Below are 17,510 nucleotides of genomic sequence, written 5' to 3' on the forward strand. Positions count from 1 at the left end.
CCCGCCCGCGAGATCAGGCCGGCACGGGCGCGAGGGCCTGGGTGATGAGCCTTTCGAGGGTCTCCATGCCGTCGTGCGACAGGATCGACTCGAGGTGACCCTGCACCGATGAGAACGACGGGCCGCGGAGGGCGTAGACGTCTCCGGTGACCGGGTCCGCGGCGATCTCCGCCGGGCCCCTGCGGGTGGTACCCGGCGCGACGCGGGCGGTGAAGGTGTTGTAGAAGCCGATCGACGCCTCTGCCCCGAACACCTCCACGCTCTTCTGGAGTCCCTGGTGCGGTCGGTCGAGGGGGGCCAGCTCGATCCCGAGGCGGTCGGCCAGGATCTGGTGGCTCAGGCACACGGCCAGCAGTGGCCGCCCGGCATCCAATCGGCGAGCCACGACGTCGCGCATCCGTTTCATGCGCGGATTGCCCGGTTCGCGGGGGTCTCCGGGGCCGGGGCCCGAGACGACGAGCTCGGCGTCGTCGACCTGCTCATCGGTCACCTCGTTCCACGGCACGATGCGGGCGTCGAGCCCGAGGTGCCGCAGCTGGTGAGCGAGCATCGTGGTGAAGCGATCTTCGGCATCGACCACCAGGGCGCTGTGCCCGGCGAACGGGCCGCCGTCGGCGGCATCCTGCGGATTCAGCCAGAACGGCGCCAGCCGGGAGTTCCGCGAGGCCAGCAGCCCCGCGATCTGCGGGTCGTCGCCGAGCGCGCGCGGCGCGGCCGGCGCATCCGGATCCTCTGCGCCGGGGCCGCCCTGCGGCACGGCCGGGATGTCCCGCGGGACCGCCCCGATGGCACCGAGCACGCCGGCCGCCTTGCCGTGGGTCTCGCTCACCTCGCCGTAGGGGTCCGAGTGCCGCACGAGTGTCGCCCCGACCGGCACCCGCAGCATCCCGTCGACCAGGTAGGCCGTGCGGATGAGGATCGGCGCGTCGAGGTCGTGAGATGCGGCGCCGTCGTGGAATGCGGCACCCTGGCCGGCCGCGCCGGCGGCCGGCGTGAACAGCGCCGCGACCCCGGAGTAGTAGCCGCGGGGTGACCGCTCGTGGCGCTGGATGACCGTGCAGGCGTTCTGCATCGGCGAACCGGTCACCGTCGGGGCGAACATCGTCTCGCGCAGGATGTCGCGCGGATCCAGACGGCTCCGGCCGCGGAGCATGTACTCCGTGTGGGTCAGGCGCGACATCTCCTTGAGATGCGGGCCGGTGATACGGCCGCCGTCGGTGCAGACGGCGCTCATCATCTTGAGCTCCTCATCGACCACCATGAACAGCTCCTCCGTCTCCTTCGTGCTGGAGAGGAACTCCGTCAGGGTCTCGGCCGTCGCGCCGCCGGCCGGGTGGCGGAACGTGCCGGAGATCGGGTTCATGGTGACCAAGCCGCCGCGCGCGCTGACGTGCGCCTCGGGGCTCGCCCCCACCGCGACGTGCCCCGGCGTGACGATCGCGAAGGTCCAGTATGCGCCGCGCTCGTGCGCGAGCAGGGCGCGGAACCAGGTCAGCGCTGCGACGCGCGGATCGGCATCCACCCCCGCCGTGAAATCGCGCCGGATGACGAAATTCGCTCCCTCGCCCCGCCCGATCTCATCGGCGATCACCGTCTCGACGATGCCGGCGTAGACGTCGTCGGCGATGTCGAAGCCCGGTCGCTCGAGGGGGATGGGTTCACTGGGGAGCAGGGTGAGGGCGCGCTCCACGGGCACTCGCGTGCGATCGCGAACGATCAGGCACCGCAGCGGAGCCCCGTCGTCGTGGGCGGCGAAGCCGCGCTCCCGCACCTGCCGGTAGGGGACGAGCGCGAGCACCTCCTGGGCGGTGCCCGCGGGATCCAGCAGAGGGATGTCGGCGAGCAGTTCGACGTCGACGACGTCACCGGTCAGGATCTCGACGTCGGGGGAGCCCTCACGGGCGATGAGCGCGAACGGGGCGTCGCCTTCGCGCAGGAGGGAGAGGATGTCGGGGACAGTCCCGGTCATCGTCGGCCTTTCGTGGTCCGGGCGGTCGCTCACGCAGAAAGACCGCCGTGCGGCGGTCTGTGATCTGGGAACGCGAACACACCGCCTAGGAGGCGGGCCACCAGGGGGTGTGCGCGAACATGGGGCGAACCTACCACAGGGCACCCCCGCTCGCTCAGCCGCCCTCCAGCCCCGGAGGGTGGGCACCGCGTAGGCTGAGGAGCGTGCCAGCTGTGAATATCGGGATGCCGAAAGTGCCCGAGGTCCTCGCCTCCCGTCGCAGGTCCCGCCAGATCAAGGTCGGCAAGGTGCTCGTGGGCGGCAACGCACCGGTGAGCGTGCAGTCGATGACGACGACGCCGACCACGAACATCAACGCCACCCTGCAGCAGATCGCCGAGCTGACGGCATCCGGGTGCGAGATCGTGCGCGTCGCCGTGCCGTCGCAGGACGACGCCGACGTGCTGCACATCATCGCCAAGAAGAGCCAGATCCCGGTCATCGCCGACATCCATTTCCAGCCCAAGTACGTCTTTCAGGCGATCGACGCGGGATGCGCCGCGGTGCGCGTGAACCCGGGCAACATCCGCAAGTTCGACGACCAGGTCGGTGCCATCGCGAAGGCCGCGAAGGACGCCGACGTCAGCCTGCGCATCGGCGTCAACGCGGGCTCGCTCGATCCGCGCCTGCTCGAGAAGTACGGCAAGGCGACACCCGAGGCGCTCGCCGAGAGCGCACGCTGGGAGGCGTCGCTGTTCGAGGAGCACGACTTCCACGACTTCAAGATCTCGGTCAAGCACAACGACCCGGTCATCATGGTCAAGGCCTACCGCCTGCTCGCCGCGATGGGCGATTGGCCGCTGCACCTCGGCGTGACCGAGGCGGGCCCCGCGTTCCAGGGCACGATCAAGAGCGCCACGGCGTTCGGCATCCTGCTGGGCGAGGGCATCGGCGACACGATCCGCGTCTCGCTCTCGGCGCCTCCAGCCGAAGAGGTCAAGGTCGGGCACCAGATCCTGCAGTCGCTCAACCTGCGGGAACGCAAGCTCGAGATCGTCTCCTGCCCCTCGTGCGGGCGTGCCCAGGTCGATGTCTACACCCTGGCCGATGATGTCACCGAGGGGCTCAAGGACATGACCGTTCCGCTGCGTGTGGCCGTCATGGGCTGCGTGGTGAACGGACCGGGCGAAGCACGGGAGGCGGACCTCGGGGTCGCCTCCGGCAACGGCAAGGGCCAGATCTTCGTCAAGGGCCAGGTCATCAAGACGGTGCCCGAGGCCGACATCGTCGCGACCCTCATCGAGGAGGCGAACCGGCTCGCCGACGAGATGGGGCCGGATGCCGCGATCGGCACGGCGCAGGTCGTCACGAGCTAGCGCTCAGTAGAGCGAGCCGCCGCTGTCCCGGACGTCGTTTCCGGTGTCGAGGGTCCTGCGGACCGCGATCGTGAGGGCGCGCGCGATGTCGGTGAGCGGAAGCGTCGGGATGTCGCCCGAGAGGCGTTCGTCCGCGGGCTGGCAGGAGTTCCGAGGGCGGAGTAGAGTCCGGGACTGAGCTGCCCTCCCCGCCGACGGCGACCACTCCGGTGCCCGCGGGGTTCGCGCGAACATGGAGGTTCGCGATGCGCGCCAACCGAAACCGCCGGACCGTCTCGCTCGCGCTGGTCGGTTCCACCGCTCTCGTGCTGGCCGCCTTGACCGGCGCGCCGCCCGCGATCGCCGGCCACGGCACCTTCACGGTCTCGGCGGGCATCTACCGGATCCCCTACGCGAACGGCACGACTCTGATCGTGACGAACGACCACCACAACCACGGCAACCCGACCCCGAACCAGGGAAATGACCGCATCGACATGCGCGCCGACGCGACGCCGACGACCGTTGTGGCCGCCGCCTCGGGAGTGGTCATGGCGATCGTCGACATCCACGGCGACTCGGACCCCGACGGAGACGGCGTGGGCAACGGGGACGGTCTTGACGTCAACGGCCTCTCCGGTCAGCTCCTGGCCGATGGGGTGACGGTCCACGCGGACGCGCTCGAGCACAGCTGCCAGGACGCGTCCGAGGACCTCGACTCGGACGGCGTCCTCGATCCCGGCGAGGATCTGGATGCCGATGGGGTGCTGGACACGACGGTACCCAACAGCGCAGTCATCACCGTCTGCCAGAACTACAACAACTACATCTGGATCGAGCATCCGAACGGGGAATGGAGCAAGTACACGCACCTGCAGACGGGTTCGATCACGGGCGGACCCGGCAACCTCTCGGTCGGCGACACGGTGCAGGTCGGAGACCCCCTCGGAATCGAGGCGGACATCGGGAGGGCGACCGGCCGCCACCTGCACCACGAGGTGGCGGTCCGCACCGATCCCACCGATGACACTCCGTTCTCGAGCGGCTCCTTCATCCCCGGCGCCATCCCGGGCGGGGGGAACGAGTCGCCGACCGGTCCCGCCCTCACCGGGTACTACGCCGGTGGATTCATCCAGGGCTCGAACCTCGTCCCGTTCGTCTGCGACATCCCGGGCAACCTCTACGCCGACAGCACCAGCAGTCCCGGCAACGACGCATTCACCGCGAATCCGTGCACGAACACCGCCCCCACCGCGTCCGCCGGTGGGCCGTACGCCGTCGATGAGGGCTCCGCGATCCAGCTCGATGGCACCGGAAGCAGCGACCCCGAGAACGCCATCCTCACCTACTCGTGGTCGCCCGCCGACCGGCTCGACGACCCGAGCCTGGCGACGCCGACCTACACGGCGCTCGATGACACCGTCGATGACATCGACCTGACGGTCAGCGACATCGGCGGAGACGTGACGGCGGGCACCGCACTGACGGACACCGCCACGGCCACGGTCACGGTGCTGAACGTGCCGCCGACGGTGACCGCGACCGGCGATGCGATCGACGAGGCCGGAACGGCGACGGTGAGCGCCACGTTCACCGATCCGGGCACGCTCGACACTCACACCGCGAGGATCGACTGGGGTGACGGAACCGCTCCGGCGCCCGTTTCCATCGCCGCGCTCGCCGCGGGCGTCGATCACGTCTACGGGGACAACGGGGACTACGAGGTCACCGTCACGGTGACCGACGACGACGCGGGGGCGGGGAGCGACGTGGCCGTCGTGAGCGTCGCGAACCTCGATCCCGTAGTCGACCTGGACCTGTCGGGTCAGATCTCGTTCCCCGGCGGGGATTACTTCGTCGTGGGCGCAGGGGAGGTGCTGCCACTCGCCGCCGAGGGCACCGACGCCGGCTCGGACGACCTGACGTTCGCCTGGAGCACGGGCGATGTGAACACCTACCACAACGATCCCGCCGAGACGCCCGATCCACCGCTGAGCCCTCTCGGGACGTTCCCGTTCGAGGCCGATGACGCGATCGACGCCGTAGCGGACTCGCCCGGCGCGCAGGTGCTGACGCTGACGCTGTCGGATGACGACGGTGGAACCGACGCGACGGATGCCGGGGCTCTCGTCACCGGGATCGCCGATGATGCCCGCAGCAGCGGATGGTGGAAGCACCAGTACTCCGGGTCGGGTAGCCCGCACATCGACGAGGCGACGGCGGTCGCGTACCTCGACATCGTGGGGGCGGTCTCCAGCGTCTTCTCCGAGCACGTCGCCGCATCGACCCCACCCGAGGCCCACGACGTGCTCTCCTCAGGCGGCGACCCGCGCGCGCGAGCAACCGCGGAGCTGCTGATCGCGTGGCTTCAGTTCGCCAGCGGCGCGGTGGAGTACGACGCGACGGTGTCTCTGCAGGGAGGCGCGGCGGTGGAGTACCTCGAGCTGATGTTCACCGCGGAGGAGACGATTCTGGACCCGTCCGCAACGAAGACCGAGTTGCGCGATCTCGAGAAGGACCTGCAGAGGGTGGTCCACGCCGACTGAGTGCGTCGTGCATCCGGGCGTCGGGGATCCGGCATGCGGATCTCGCCGCCCAGCATCCGCCCCTGCGTCACTCTCTCCGCATTACGGCCAGAGGGAGTGATACGCGTTGATCGCCGGCTGCCCTCCGAGGTGGGCATACAGCACGTTCGACGTCGACGGGATGTCGCCCGACCGCACGAGATCGATGAGCCCCGCGAGCGACTTCCCTTCGTAGACGGGATCGGTGATCATCGCCTCGAGCTGTGCGCCGAGCGCCATCGCCTCCATCGTCGACTCGACGGGGAGGCCGTAGAGTTCCCCTGCCCATCCGTCGAGCACCTGGATCTCGTCATCCCTCAGTTCGCGACCCAGTTCGATCAGCTCGGCCGTGTTGCGGGCGATGCGGGTCACCTGGTCGGTCGTCTTGGCGAGCGTGGCCGACGCGTCGATCCCGAGCACCCTCCGCCTCACCCCGGTGAGCTCTTCGAGGGCGGCGAAGCCGGCGATCATGCCGGCATGCGTGGAGCCGGTCACGGTGCAGACGATGATCGTGTCGAAGGTGATGCCGACGGCCTTCTCCTGTTCGGCGAGCTCGAACGCCCAGTTCGCGAACCCCAGCCCGCCGAGCGGGTGCTCCGAGGCGCCTGCAGGGATGGCGTAGGGCTTGCCACCGGATGCCTCGACCTCCTGCAACGCGGCCTTCCATGAGTCCCGGACGCCGATGTCGAATCCGGCGTCGTCGAGGCGGGAGTCCGCGCCCATCATGCGGGAGAGGAGTAGGTTCCCGACGCGGTCGTTGGTCGGGTCGTCCCAGGGGACCCACTTCTCCTGGACGAGCCGTGCCTTGAGGCCGAGGTGCGCCGCAACGGCGGCGACCTGCCGGGTGTGGTTCGACTGGTAGCCCCCGATGGAGACCAGCGTGTCGGCGCCGGAGGCCAGCACGTCCGGCACGATGTACTCCAGCTTGCGCGTCTTGTTGCCGCCGTACGCGAGTCCGCTCGAGACGTCTTCCCGCTTGGCCCACACCTGTGCCCCGCCCAGGTGCTGCGTGAGTCGCTTCAGGTGCTGGAGCGGGCTCGGTCCGAAGGTGAGCGGATAGCGGGGGAATTCGGCGAGCTTCATGTCGGGTCGTCCTCGGGTTTGGATGATCAGGGAAGAGGTGCGGGTATACGGGCTGAGAGCGAGGCGTCTAGGCGGTCGTGCACTGCGCGTCTGGCGCTGCGGTTCTGTGGATGGCGGCATCGCGAGCCTCCGTTCCGCCTCGCCGCGCGTTCGAGGGGAAGCGGCGAATGCGCCTGCAATATATTGCATACGGCAAGGCGACCGTTGTCAATTCGGAGGCGCCGGATCCGGCGCACGGACGCCGCAATGTCGGGGGCGCGCTCCCGCTTCCGAGCCGAGCCTGAGCAACGGTCTAGTGTCGGAAGTATGTTCTAACCTGGAGCCATGCAGAACGACCCCCCCGATGGCCTCCATCCCCATCCAGATCCCGATTGCGAAGGCGAGTGGGATGTCCGCGCCGAGTGGGCGCCGCCGATCCCGGATGCCGTGGATCTCGTCGTCGAGACCCAGACGATGCTCTCCGTGTTCGCCGCACAGCAGTTCGTCCGGGTGGACGCGATGCGCCTCGGCGCTCCGGAGGATGCGCTCCTCCACGGCTTCGAGCTGACGACGGTCATCGAGCGCTCGATCCGGCTGGGCTGGCGTCGGCGCTCGCGATCACCGAAGCTGCCGCAAGCGACCTGATCGAGCACGCTGAGGCGCTCGTCCACCGCTACCCCGCCGCTCTCGAGTCGCTCGCGGCAGCGCGTATGACCGCGCGTCACGCGGCCATCCTGGTCGAGGCGCTCGACGCGGTGGAGCCCGAGCTGCGAGCCCGGCTTCTGCCCCGCGCAGTCGAGTTGGCGGAGTCACTGCCCGTGGGAGCGTTCCGGCGAAACCTGCGCGCCGTCATCGATTCGGTTCGATCCATCACACTCGCAGAACGCCACGAGCGAGCGGTGACGACGCGAAGGGTGGTCATCGAGCCCGCCGATGACGGGATGGCGTGGTTGGGTGCCTACATTCCGGCGGTCGAGGCGCATGCTGTGCACGGCCGGCTGACCGCGACCGCGAAGGTGCTCGCTCAGAGCGAAGGCGAGCTGCGGTCGCTCGACCAGCTCCGCGCTGATGTCCTCGGCGACATCCTTCTCGACGGTGTCACCGACCTCCTGCCGCCCGAGGTGCGGGGGATTCGACCGACGGTGGTCGTCACCGTCCCCGCGCTCGCTGTCCTCGACCGAAATAGCGGTGGGAGCAGCGAGCCCGCGACCGTCGAGGGCGTGGGGCCGATCACGATGGAGCGGGCACGCGAGCTCTGCGGCGGCGCCACGGGGTGGATGCGGGTGCTGACCCACCCCGAGACGGGAATCGTGTTATCCGTCGGTCGGACGCACTACCGGCCGCCGCCCGAACTCCGTCGGCTCGTGCGATGGCGGGCGGAGCGGTGTATGGCGCCGGGATGCGGGATGCCGGCCTCTCGATGCCAGATCGACCACAACATCGCCTGGGAGCACGGCGGGATGACGGCACTCGAGAATCTGGCGCCGTTCTGCCAGGGCCACCACACCGTGAAACACCACGGACGATGGCGGGTGGAGCAGATCGAGGGCAGCGGCGGCGCGATTCTGTGGACGTCGCCGACCGGCCGGTCCTACCGCGTGGAACCGGAACGGAGCGTGCCGGTATTCATTCCTTCCGACGAGGCAGCCGCACCGTTCTGAGGAAGACCCCGTGCGGGGGCTCCGCCCCACGCCCCTGGCTCGCTGACGCGCGCCTCTGTGTGGGGCTCCGCCCCACGCCCCTGGCTCGCTGACGCGCGCCTCTGTGTGGGGCTCCGCCCCACGCCCCTGACTCGCTGACGCGCGCCTCTGTGTGGGGCTCCGCCCCACGCCCCTGGCTCGCTGACGCGCGCCCCTAGACTTGACCCTCGTGGTCACCCGTCTCTCGCACTACTTCCTCCGCACGCTCCGCGAAGACCCCGCCGATGCGGAGGTCACCTCCCACCGGCTGCTCGTGCGCGCCGGCTACATCCGCCGCCAGGCGCCGGGGATCTTCGCGTGGCTGCCGCTCGGACTCAAGGTCAAGGCCAAGATCGAGGCGATCATCCGCGACGAGATGGCGAACGCCGGTGCGTACGAGGTGCACTTCCCCGCGCTCGTGCCGCGGGACCCGTATGAGCAGTCCGGCCGATGGGAGACGTACGGCAACGGCATCTTCCGTCTGAAGGACCGCAAGGACGCCGACTACCTGCTCGCGCCCACGCACGAAGAGCTGTTCACGCTGCTCGTGAAAGACCTCTACTCCTCGTACAAGGATCTTCCGCTGGCGATCTACCAGATCCAGGACAAGTACCGGGACGAGGCCCGCCCGCGTGCCGGCCTCCTGCGCGGTCGCGAGTTCACGATGAAGGATGCGTACTCGTTCGACTACACCGACGAGGGGCTGGATGCCTCCTACCAGCGACAGCGGGACGCGTACGAGCGCATCTTCCAACGGCTCGGACTCGAGTACGTCATCGTCGCGGCCGACAACGGGCTGATGGGTGGTGCCCGCAGCGAGGAGTTCCTGCACCCCACGGCGATCGGCGAGGACACCTTCGTCCGCTCGGCAGGCGGCTACGCGGCGAACGTGGAGGCCTTCACGACCGTCGCGCCCGAGGCGATCCCCTTCGACGATCTCGCCGAACCCGTCATCTTCGATTCCCCGAACACCCCCACGATCGCGACACTCGTCGCCCATGCAAATGCGCACCTCGACGCCCCGGCGCCCGGTATCGCGGGTCCGGCGACGGAAGGCGCAGCGGAGTGGACGGCCGCGCACACGCTCAAGAACGTGGTGCTCGCCCTCACCCACCTCGACGGCACGCGCGAGGTCGTCATCGTCGGCATCCCGGGGGATCGGGATATCGACGAGAAGCGGGTGGAGGTCGCGTTCGCTCCGGCGGCCGTAGAGCAGGCGACGGAGGCGGACTTCGAGAAGAACCCGCTCCTCGTCAAGGGGTACATCGGGCCCTGGTCGCCGACCGGCGCCGTGTTCGGCGAAGAGTCGGCCACCGGCATCCGGTATCTGCTGGACCCGCGCGTCGTCGACGGCACCGCCTGGATCACCGGCGCCAACGCCGATGAGAAGCACGTGCATACTCTGGTCGCCGGTCGCGACTTCTTCGGCGACGGATTCATCGAGGTCGCCGATGTGCGAGAAGGCGATCCGGCTCCGGACGGCTCGGGCCCCGTCGAGCTCGCCCGCGGCATGGAGATCGGGCACGTGTTCCAGCTCGGCCGGTTCTTCGCCGACGTGCTGGGACTCAAGGTGCTCGATGAGAACGGCAAGCTGGTCACGGTGACGATGGGGTCGTACGGCATCGGCGTCACGCGCATCCTCGCCAACATCGCCGAGCTCAACAACGACGAGAAGGGGCTCATCTGGCCCGCTTCCGTCGCGCCGTTCGACGTTCACGTGGTGGCCGCGGGCAAGGATCCTGTCGTCTTCGAGGTCGCGGAGCAGCTCTCCGCCGATCTGGAAGCCGCCGGTCTGGACGTCCTCTTCGACGACCGTCCGAAGGTCTCGCCGGGCGTGAAGTTCGGCGACGCCGAGCTCGTCGGTGTTCCCCAGCTCATCGTCGTCGGGCGCGCCGCGGCGGAAGGGCACGTGGAGCTGTGGGATCGGCGATCCGGAGCGCGCGACACTGTTCCCGTCGCCGACGCCGTGCAGCGACTTCGCTCGCGGTAGCGACGCGGGGCCGGCAGCGACGCGGGGCCGGCAGCGACAACGCATCGGCGCGGGGCATCCCGATCCCGATTCGTCACCCGACGTTCACCCTGCGGTTCTCCTCCGCGTCAAAGTGTGCGGGAATGCTGGAAGTCGCACACCCGACATGGAGGACGCACACCGTGACGATCATCGAGAACTTCCGCCGCTCGCTGCCTATGGTCGAGCACGCGAGAGGCAAGCGTCTGGCGGTCACCTGCGAACTGAAGTGCGCCAACGCGTGCATGAAGCCGGACTGCAACACCTCGTCGAATCCGACGTTCCGGGAGATCGCCGGCGCGGCCCTCTCGCGACGCGCGGTGCTCGGTCTCGGAGCGGCGGGCGCAGTGGCGCTCACCTTCTCGCAGGCGGGTTCCGCCGGTCGCGCCGTCGCGGCCGACTACGAGGGTCTCGGCGGGTTGGGTCTGCCGAAGCCGGGCTGGTCGAAGCTCCCCTTCGAGCCCATCAAGCCCGTGCCGGCCAACATCGACCAGTTCGTCGTTCCTGGTGGCTACAACTGGATGCCGCTGATCCGCTGGGGCGACCCGCTCTTCGCCGACGCCCCCGCGTTCGACATCGCCGCGCAGACCCCCGAGGCGCAGGCGCGCCAGTTCGGGTACAACAGCGACTACCTCGAGATCATCCTGGACAAGAGCCTGAAGACGGGCGTGCTCGTGAACAATCACGAGTACGTCAACGCGAACATCATGTTCCCGAGCGTTCCGGCGGGCCAGGTGCTCCCGCCGGAGGAGGTGCGCCGGCGGGGTGACATCGCCAAGATGGCCCAGGGCCTCTCGGTCGTCGAGATCTCGCGTTCGGGCTCCGGCACGCCGTGGTCCTACGTCCAGGGCGGCCGTCGCAACCGCCGCATCACCGTGGAGACCGTCTTCGAGCTCACGGGCCCGGCTGCCGGGAGCGCCCTGGTGAAGACCGCGGACGATCCGGAGGGCCGCTGGGTGCGCGGCACACTGGGCAACTGCGCCGGCGGCACGACACCGTGGGGCACGATCCTCTCCGGGGAGGAGAACTTCGACGGCTATTTCGCGTGGAACGCGGAGGCTCCGGGTCACGCGCGGTACAGCTCCACGTCGACCACGTCGACCTCGACCGGCTGGGAGACCTACGACCCCCGCTTCAACGCCCATGACGCCGGCTACGTCAACGAGCCGAACCGCTTCGGGTACATCGTGGAGATCGACCCGTACGACCCCGACTCCGTGCCGAAGAAGCACACCGCGATGGGCCGGATGAAGCACGAGGGCGCCAACGTATACGTCTCGAAGGACCGCAGGGTGGTCGCCTACATGGGCGATGATCAGCGCAACGACTACCTGTACAAGTTCGTGTCGAAGAACAAGATCTCCGCCTCGCGGGCGAAGAACATGACGCTGCTCTCGGAGGGCGACCTGTATGTCGCGAAGTTCTCCGGCGACTCGCCCGCGAACGAGATCCTCGGCACCGGACAGCTGCCGAGCGACGGACAGTTCGACGGCACCGGCCAGTGGGTCCCGCTCACGAAGAACGGCAAGAGCGTCGTCCCCGGGTTCACGACCGAAGAGGTCCTCGTCTTCACCCGCCTCGCCGCAGACGCCGTCGGAGCCACAAAGATGGACCGCCCCGAGGACGTCCAGCCGAACCCGTGGACGGGCAAGGTCTATGTCGCGCTCACGAACAACTCGGAGAGAGGCACGAAGAGCCCGCTCGATGAGGCGAACCCCGTGACGGGCAACCGCTACGGCCACGTCATCGAGCTGACCGAGACCGCTGGCCACGCGGGCACGAGCTTCGCCTGGAACATCCTGCTGCTCTGCGGAGACCCGGCGCAGGTGGCGAACACCTACTTCGCGGGCTTCCCGGCCGACATGGTGTCGCCCATCTCCTGCCCGGACAACCTCGCCTTCGACGCCGCCGGAAACCTGTGGATCGCGACCGACGGCGCGCCGAGCACGATCGGCTACAACGACGGCCTCTTCAAGGTGCCGCTCACCGGCGACGACCGCGGGCACGTGCAGCAGTTCCTCGCCGTGCCGCGTCAGGCCGAGACGTGCGGCCCGGTCATCCACGACTGGGAGGGCATGGTCTTCGTCGCCGTGCAGCATCCGGGAGAGGGCGGCACCTACGAGCTGCAGACCTCGGTGTTCCCCGACGGCTACAAGTCGGCGCCCGTTCCCGGCGACGTCCCGACCGCCCCGCGACCGTCGGTGGTGCAGGTGTATCGCGCCTGAGCGCTCAGCAGCTGATCTTCTCGTGGCGCATCGTGTCGTCCGGGGTGTCCTTGGTCACAAGCGCCTTCAGCATGCCGGCGGCCATCACGATCTTGCCGTGCTTGGGCTCCCAGAACTCGCACTCGACGGGGGTGACCTTCAGCAGCGCGACGCCGGGGGTGTCCAGCCCGTCCTCGAACCAGATGTCCAGTGAGGGGGTGTACAGCTCCTTCATCTTCGCCTCGTCGTGCACCACGACGGCCTTGCCCGCCACCGAGACGAAGCGCATGCCCTTGGCGTCGAGGTAGGAGAGCCCCACGTCGTGGTCCTTCTCCACCTCGTCGACCTTCTTCGTGTCATCGCCGGTGAAGAACCAGATGGCGCCGTTCTCGTCCATCTGGCGGGTGCTCATCGGGCGCGAGACGAGGTTGCCCGCGACATCCACCGTCGTCAGCATCGTGAAGTCGATGTCCTCGACGAGCTCCTTCACGCGCTTGATCGCGTCGACCTGGGTCATTTCCTGATCTGCCATGGTTTCAGACTCACACCGCACGCTCGCGCGGGCCAGGGGATTGACAGCGCCGGATGCCGCGCGTGCTTCTCAGAGGCGCGCGAAGACAGCCCGGAACAGGCAGAAGATCCCATACGCGATGAGACCGATGCCCACGGCGGCCACGAGCCAGGGGCCGTACGCCAGCGCGAGCAGGGCCCGCAACGCCCCGTCCAGGGCCCCCGCCACGTCGGCGTCGGTGGTCACCGCGGCGACGACGAGCAGCACGCCCACGATCATCAGCGCGAGCCCCTTGGCTACGAATCCGACGAGGCCGAGCCCCGCAACGGCGCGGCCGATGCCGTGCTCCGGGATGTCGACCTTGCTCCTGAAGCTGCGCCTGACGCCCATCACCACGAAGACGACGCCCCCGATCCCGACTCCGATGCCGACGAGCCCGAGCACGATCGAGCCGCCCGGTACCTGGAGCACGCCGCGACTGGCGCTCTCGGTGGCATCCTCGGCGTCGACATGAGCGCCGAGGGCGACGGATGCCGAGAGAAGGCCCAGGGCGATGAAGACGAGCGCCTGACCCCATTCGCCGACCCGCGCCCCCCACTTCTTGGCGTCGCCGGGGGCGTCGTCCGTCGGCTTGCGCACGAGGATGCCCTCCAGCAGGTGCCAGACACCGAGGGCGCACAGGGTGATCGCGATCAGCCACAGGACGATGTATCCGAGCGGCGCCGCGGCGATCGCCATCAGGGCCCCGGACTGATCCGTTTCGCCGTCTCCGCCGAAGGCGACCCACAGGGTGATCACTCCGATGAGGATGTGCACCACACCGCTCGCCGCGTAACCGGCCCGAGCGGTCCACCGGAACGCACGGTGCGACTGCGCCTCTTGGGCCGCCCGCCGGGGTGCGATCGAATCCACCCGGTCAGCCTAGATCCCTAGGATTGCTCGGATGACCACGTCGCCCCCTCGCCGCCGGCAGCCGCCGCGGTGGGGGCGGCTGCTGAGGATCATCGAGTCCGCGCCGCCCCGGCTGGCGGTGCTGATCGGGCTCGGGCTGGCGCTTCTCGGCCTCTTCATCCTCACGCGCCCCCTCACATCGCTATGGCTGCTCGGGGTGTATGTCGGCGTGAGCGCGATCGTGTCGGGGATCGCCGATCTCGGCGACGTGCGGCGCACCCCGGTCTGGTGGAATCGCCTCGTCTCCTCCGTCTGGATCCTCGGCGGCCTGGCGATCCTGGTCTGGCTGGGTCGGAGTCTCGAGCTCCTGCCCGCCGCGCTCGCGGTGCTGCTGGTGGTGGGCGGCCTGGGGTCGCTCGCCGGGGTCGCTCGCGGTCGGGTCAGCGAGCGGGTGCTCGCCGTCGCGGTGGGCCTCAGTCAGGTGGCATTCGGCGTGCTCGCGCTGCTGTGGCCGGACGTCACTCTGCTCGTCGTCGCCGTGATCTTCGGTGCACGCACCCTCCTGTTCGGGGTGTCGCTCGCCTGGCGCGCCGGTCGGCGCGTCTGGGGCCGGCCGCGGCACGAGGAACCGGTCGCGGCCGGCCGGGCGCGGCGGGTCTGGCTGGATGTCGGCCGTTACTCCGCCGCGGCGGTCCTCGTCGTCGTGACCGGCAGCGCCTGGCTGCTCAACGGCTGGCTGGCGGAGGGCGCGCCCGTGGTCGACGCGTTCTACGACGCGCCGCAGGACCTGCCTCTGCGACCGGGAGAGCTGATCCGGGTCGACGACTACGCAGGCCGCGCACCCGCCGGGGGAGAGGTGTCCCGCATCCTCTACACGACGACCGACGCCTTCGGACGCAGCGCCGTCGCGAGCGCGCTCGTCGTCGTGCCGATCGATCCGCCACCCGGGTCGAGGCCGGTCATCTCGTGGAACCACGGGACCACCGGTGTCGCACGGGGGTGCGCGCCGAGCCTGATGGACGGGTCGGCCACCAAGTGGGCGATCCCGGCCGTCGAGCAGGCCCTTGACCGGGGCTGGGTGATCGTCGGCTCCGACTACAGCGGTCAGGGCGCCGACGGGCTCTTCCCCTATCTGGTCGGTCCGGGCGAGGCGCGATCGAGCCTCGACGCGGTGCGGGCGGCCGACCAGATCAGCGGTCTGTCGCTGTCATCGGATGTCGTGGTCTGGGGCCACTCGCAGGGCGGGCACGCCGCGCTCTGGACGGAACAGGTGGCGGCGAGCTACGCACCCGAGTTCGGCATCCGCGGGACCGCCGCCCTGGCGCCCGTCGCCGACCCGCTCGCCGTCGCCAAGGAGCTGACGAGATCGGATGCCTCGGCGGAGCTGTCGATCCTCATATCCTGGGTGCTCGTTCCGTACGCCGACCTGTATCCCGACGTCGCGATCCAGGATTACGTCGCGACCTCCGGCCGGGCGATCGTTCGGGAGATGACGCAGCGCTGCCTCTCCGAGCCGGGACTCTTCCTCTCGGCGATCACGTCGCTCGGCGTATCGGGCGACCGGCCGCTGTACCCGGCCGACCTCACAGCGGGCGCCCTCGGCAGGCGCCTCGCGCAGAACGTTCCGGACGGACCCTGGGCCGCGCCCCTCATATTGGCCTGGGGATCCGCCGACGAGGTGATCCCGCCCGAGCTCACCAGTGACTTCGTCGCGAGTCTGTGCGAGGGGGGCGCATCGGTACGGTCGATCGAGTACCACGCAACCGATCACCGCGGCGTCCTGATGCCGACATCGCGGTTCCTGCCCACCCTGGTGCGGTGGACCGCCGAACGCTTCGCGGGCGACGACTCCAACGTCTCGCACTGCCCCGGGTGACGCGACGGGCCGGGGCCCCATCGGGTATCGTGGGTCGATACGCCTCCGACAACCTCGGGGGCGACAGAGCTGAATAGAGGAGGCCGCGATGGACATCGACCTGGGGCTGCTGCGCACGATCGAGCGCGAGAAGGAGATCCCCTTCGACGAACTCGTCCGCATCATCGAGCAGGCCATCCTCACGGCTTACGGCAAGCACACGACCGGCACCGGTGAGGCGCCGGAAGGCGCGCGCGCCGTCCTCGACCGCAAGACCGGTCACGTCGCGGTGTTCCTCCCGCTCACCGACGACGAGGGCGCCATCATCGGCGAGGAGGAGACGACTCCCGACGACTTCGGGCGCATCGCCGCCTTCGCCGCGAAGCAGGTCATCAGCCAGCGGCTGCGCGACATCGCCGATGACGCGGTGCTCGGCGAGTTCCGCGGCAAGGAGGGCGACATCGTGGCGGGCGTCGTGCAGCAGGGACCGAACCCGCGCATGATCCACGTCGACCTCGGCTCCATCGAGGCGATCCTTCCCCCGGAGGAGCAGGTTCCGAGCGAGGACTACGCCCACGGGTCGCGCCTGCGCGTCTACGTCACGAGCGTCTCGAAGGGCACGAAGGGCCCCCAGATCACCGTCTCGCGCACGCACCCCGGACTGGTCCGCAAGCTCTTCGCGCTCGAGGTGCCGGAGATCGCGTCCGGGCTCGTCGAGATCGTCTCGCTCGCCCGCGAAGCCGGTCACCGCACCAAGATCGCGGTCAAGGCCAACGACCCCTCGATCAACGCCAAGGGCGCATGCATCGGCGAGCTCGGCCGCCGGGTGCGCGCGGTGACGGAGGAGCTCAGCGGCGAGAAGATCGACATCGTGGACTACGACCCGGAGCTTCCGCGGTTCGTGGCCAACGCGCTGTCGCCGGCCAAGGTGACCAGCGCATTCGTGCTCGACGCATCCATCAAGGCCGTCCGGGCCCTCGTGCCCGACTACCAGCTGTCCCTCGCCATCGGCAAGGAGGGGCAGAACGCCCGCCTCGCCGCCAAGCTCACCGGTGCCAAGATCGACATCCAGCCCGACAGCATCCTCGAGGACAACTGACTCGGCGCCCGCTCCCCGGCTCATCCAGCGCACAGGCGGGAGGTGTACCATGGAACCCGTACGAACGTGCGTCGGCTGTCGCGCCCGTGCCTCCCGGTCCGACCTCCTGAGGGTGGTCGCAGTGGATTCCTCCCTCGTCCTCGATGAGCGGAAGTCTCTGCCCGGACGGGGCGCGTGGGTTCATCCGTCGAACGAGTGCGTGGATGCCGCGGTGCGGCGCCGGGCCTTCGTACGAGCATTGCGTGTGTCGGGCCAGCTCGACACGCAGACCTTCACCCAGACCTTCACGAAAAGGCTGAACGGCTATGGAAACAAAGTGAACGGCTCGAAATGA

Annotated in this window: 14 protein-coding genes; 9 read left to right on the forward strand and 5 right to left on the reverse strand. The window is 69.2% G+C overall.

Annotated elements, in window-relative coordinates; all coding sequences use genetic code 11:
• Positions 1–13: 13 nt before the first annotated feature.
• Entirely contained in the window at positions 14–1,969 is a 1,956-nt protein-coding gene (locus ACLQ2Q_RS02035) for an anthranilate synthase family protein (RefSeq protein ID WP_425817430.1), read from the reverse strand.
• A 203-nt stretch (positions 1,970–2,172) separates the two neighbouring features.
• Here ACLQ2Q_RS02035 and ispG point away from each other — a divergent pair, with 203 nt between their 5' ends.
• Positions 2,173–3,324, forward strand: coding sequence for a flavodoxin-dependent (E)-4-hydroxy-3-methylbut-2-enyl-diphosphate synthase (ispG, locus tag ACLQ2Q_RS02040; protein ID WP_425817432.1), 1,152 nt, complete (start codon positions 2,173–2,175; stop codon positions 3,322–3,324).
• Positions 3,325–3,327: 3 nt separating this feature from the next.
• Here ispG and ACLQ2Q_RS02045 read toward each other — a convergent pair whose 3' ends face one another.
• Positions 3,328–3,558, reverse strand: coding sequence for a hypothetical protein (locus tag ACLQ2Q_RS02045; protein ID WP_425817434.1), 231 nt, complete (start codon positions 3,556–3,558; stop codon positions 3,328–3,330).
• An 11-nt stretch (positions 3,559–3,569) separates the two neighbouring features.
• Between ACLQ2Q_RS02045 and ACLQ2Q_RS02050 the strand changes: the two genes are divergently transcribed.
• Positions 3,570–5,849, forward strand: coding sequence for a PKD domain-containing protein (locus ACLQ2Q_RS02050; RefSeq protein WP_425817436.1), 2,280 nt, complete (start codon positions 3,570–3,572; stop codon positions 5,847–5,849).
• Between the two features lie 81 nt (positions 5,850–5,930).
• Here the strand turns inward: ACLQ2Q_RS02050 and ACLQ2Q_RS02055 are convergent, their stop codons facing one another.
• The gene (locus tag ACLQ2Q_RS02055) at positions 5,931–6,950 is read right to left on the reverse strand and encodes a 1-aminocyclopropane-1-carboxylate deaminase (protein WP_425817438.1); all 1,020 of its coding nucleotides are present in this window, start codon (positions 6,948–6,950) and stop codon (positions 5,931–5,933) included.
• 324 nt (positions 6,951–7,274) lie between these two features.
• On the opposite strand from ACLQ2Q_RS02055, the gene ACLQ2Q_RS02060 reads away from it, so the two are divergent.
• The 4 genes from ACLQ2Q_RS02060 to ACLQ2Q_RS02075 all read left to right on the forward strand — a co-directional run bounded on the left by ACLQ2Q_RS02060 (position 7,275) and on the right by ACLQ2Q_RS02075 (position 12,841).
• Positions 7,275–7,574 carry a hypothetical protein gene (locus ACLQ2Q_RS02060; protein ID WP_425818657.1) on the forward strand — a complete coding sequence of 100 codons (300 nt, stop codon included), beginning with the start codon at positions 7,275–7,277 and terminating at the stop codon, positions 7,572–7,574.
• On the forward strand, positions 7,574–8,590 hold the full coding sequence (locus ACLQ2Q_RS02065) for a DUF222 domain-containing protein (protein ID WP_425818595.1): 1,017 nt from the start codon (positions 7,574–7,576) through the stop codon (positions 8,588–8,590). The genes ACLQ2Q_RS02060 and ACLQ2Q_RS02065 overlap by 1 nt, the downstream gene beginning before the upstream one ends.
• A 208-nt stretch (positions 8,591–8,798) precedes the next feature.
• The gene (locus tag ACLQ2Q_RS02070) at positions 8,799–10,598 is read left to right on the forward strand and encodes a proline--tRNA ligase (protein ID WP_425817440.1); all 1,800 of its coding nucleotides are present in this window, start codon (positions 8,799–8,801) and stop codon (positions 10,596–10,598) included.
• A gap of 197 nt (positions 10,599–10,795) precedes the next feature.
• On the forward strand, positions 10,796–12,841 hold the full coding sequence (locus ACLQ2Q_RS02075; RefSeq protein ID WP_425818597.1) for a PhoX family protein: 2,046 nt from the start codon (positions 10,796–10,798) through the stop codon (positions 12,839–12,841).
• Between the two features lie 4 nt (positions 12,842–12,845).
• On the opposite strand, the gene ACLQ2Q_RS02080 is transcribed toward ACLQ2Q_RS02075, so the two are convergent.
• Together ACLQ2Q_RS02080 and ACLQ2Q_RS02085 are read right to left on the reverse strand one after the other, a co-directional pair.
• Positions 12,846–13,352, reverse strand: a complete 507-nt coding sequence (locus ACLQ2Q_RS02080; protein ID WP_425817443.1) for a pyridoxamine 5'-phosphate oxidase family protein — start codon at positions 13,350–13,352, stop codon at positions 12,846–12,848.
• A gap of 69 nt (positions 13,353–13,421) precedes the next feature.
• Positions 13,422–14,243: a DUF1206 domain-containing protein gene (locus tag ACLQ2Q_RS02085; protein WP_425817445.1), complete on the reverse strand. Its 822-nt coding sequence runs from the start codon at positions 14,241–14,243 to the stop codon at positions 13,422–13,424.
• A gap of 31 nt (positions 14,244–14,274) precedes the next feature.
• On the opposite strand from ACLQ2Q_RS02085, the gene ACLQ2Q_RS02090 reads away from it, so the two are divergent.
• The 3 genes from ACLQ2Q_RS02090 (at position 14,275) to ACLQ2Q_RS02100 (ending at position 17,510) form a co-directional block, all read left to right on the forward strand.
• Entirely contained in the window at positions 14,275–16,098 is a 1,824-nt protein-coding gene (locus ACLQ2Q_RS02090) for a lipase family protein (protein WP_425817447.1), read from the forward strand.
• Positions 16,099–16,186: 88 nt separating this feature from the next.
• Positions 16,187–17,176, forward strand: a complete 990-nt coding sequence (gene nusA / locus ACLQ2Q_RS02095) for a transcription termination factor NusA (protein WP_425817449.1) — start codon at positions 16,187–16,189, stop codon at positions 17,174–17,176.
• A 49-nt stretch (positions 17,177–17,225) separates the two neighbouring features.
• Positions 17,226–17,510 carry a YlxR family protein gene (locus ACLQ2Q_RS02100; protein ID WP_425817451.1) on the forward strand — a complete coding sequence of 95 codons (285 nt, stop codon included), beginning with the start codon at positions 17,226–17,228 and terminating at the stop codon, positions 17,508–17,510.

Origin of the sequence: Microbacterium sp. DT81.1, from assembly GCF_049844955.1 — a bacterium.
Classification (GTDB): domain Bacteria; phylum Actinomycetota; class Actinomycetes; order Actinomycetales; family Microbacteriaceae; genus Microbacterium.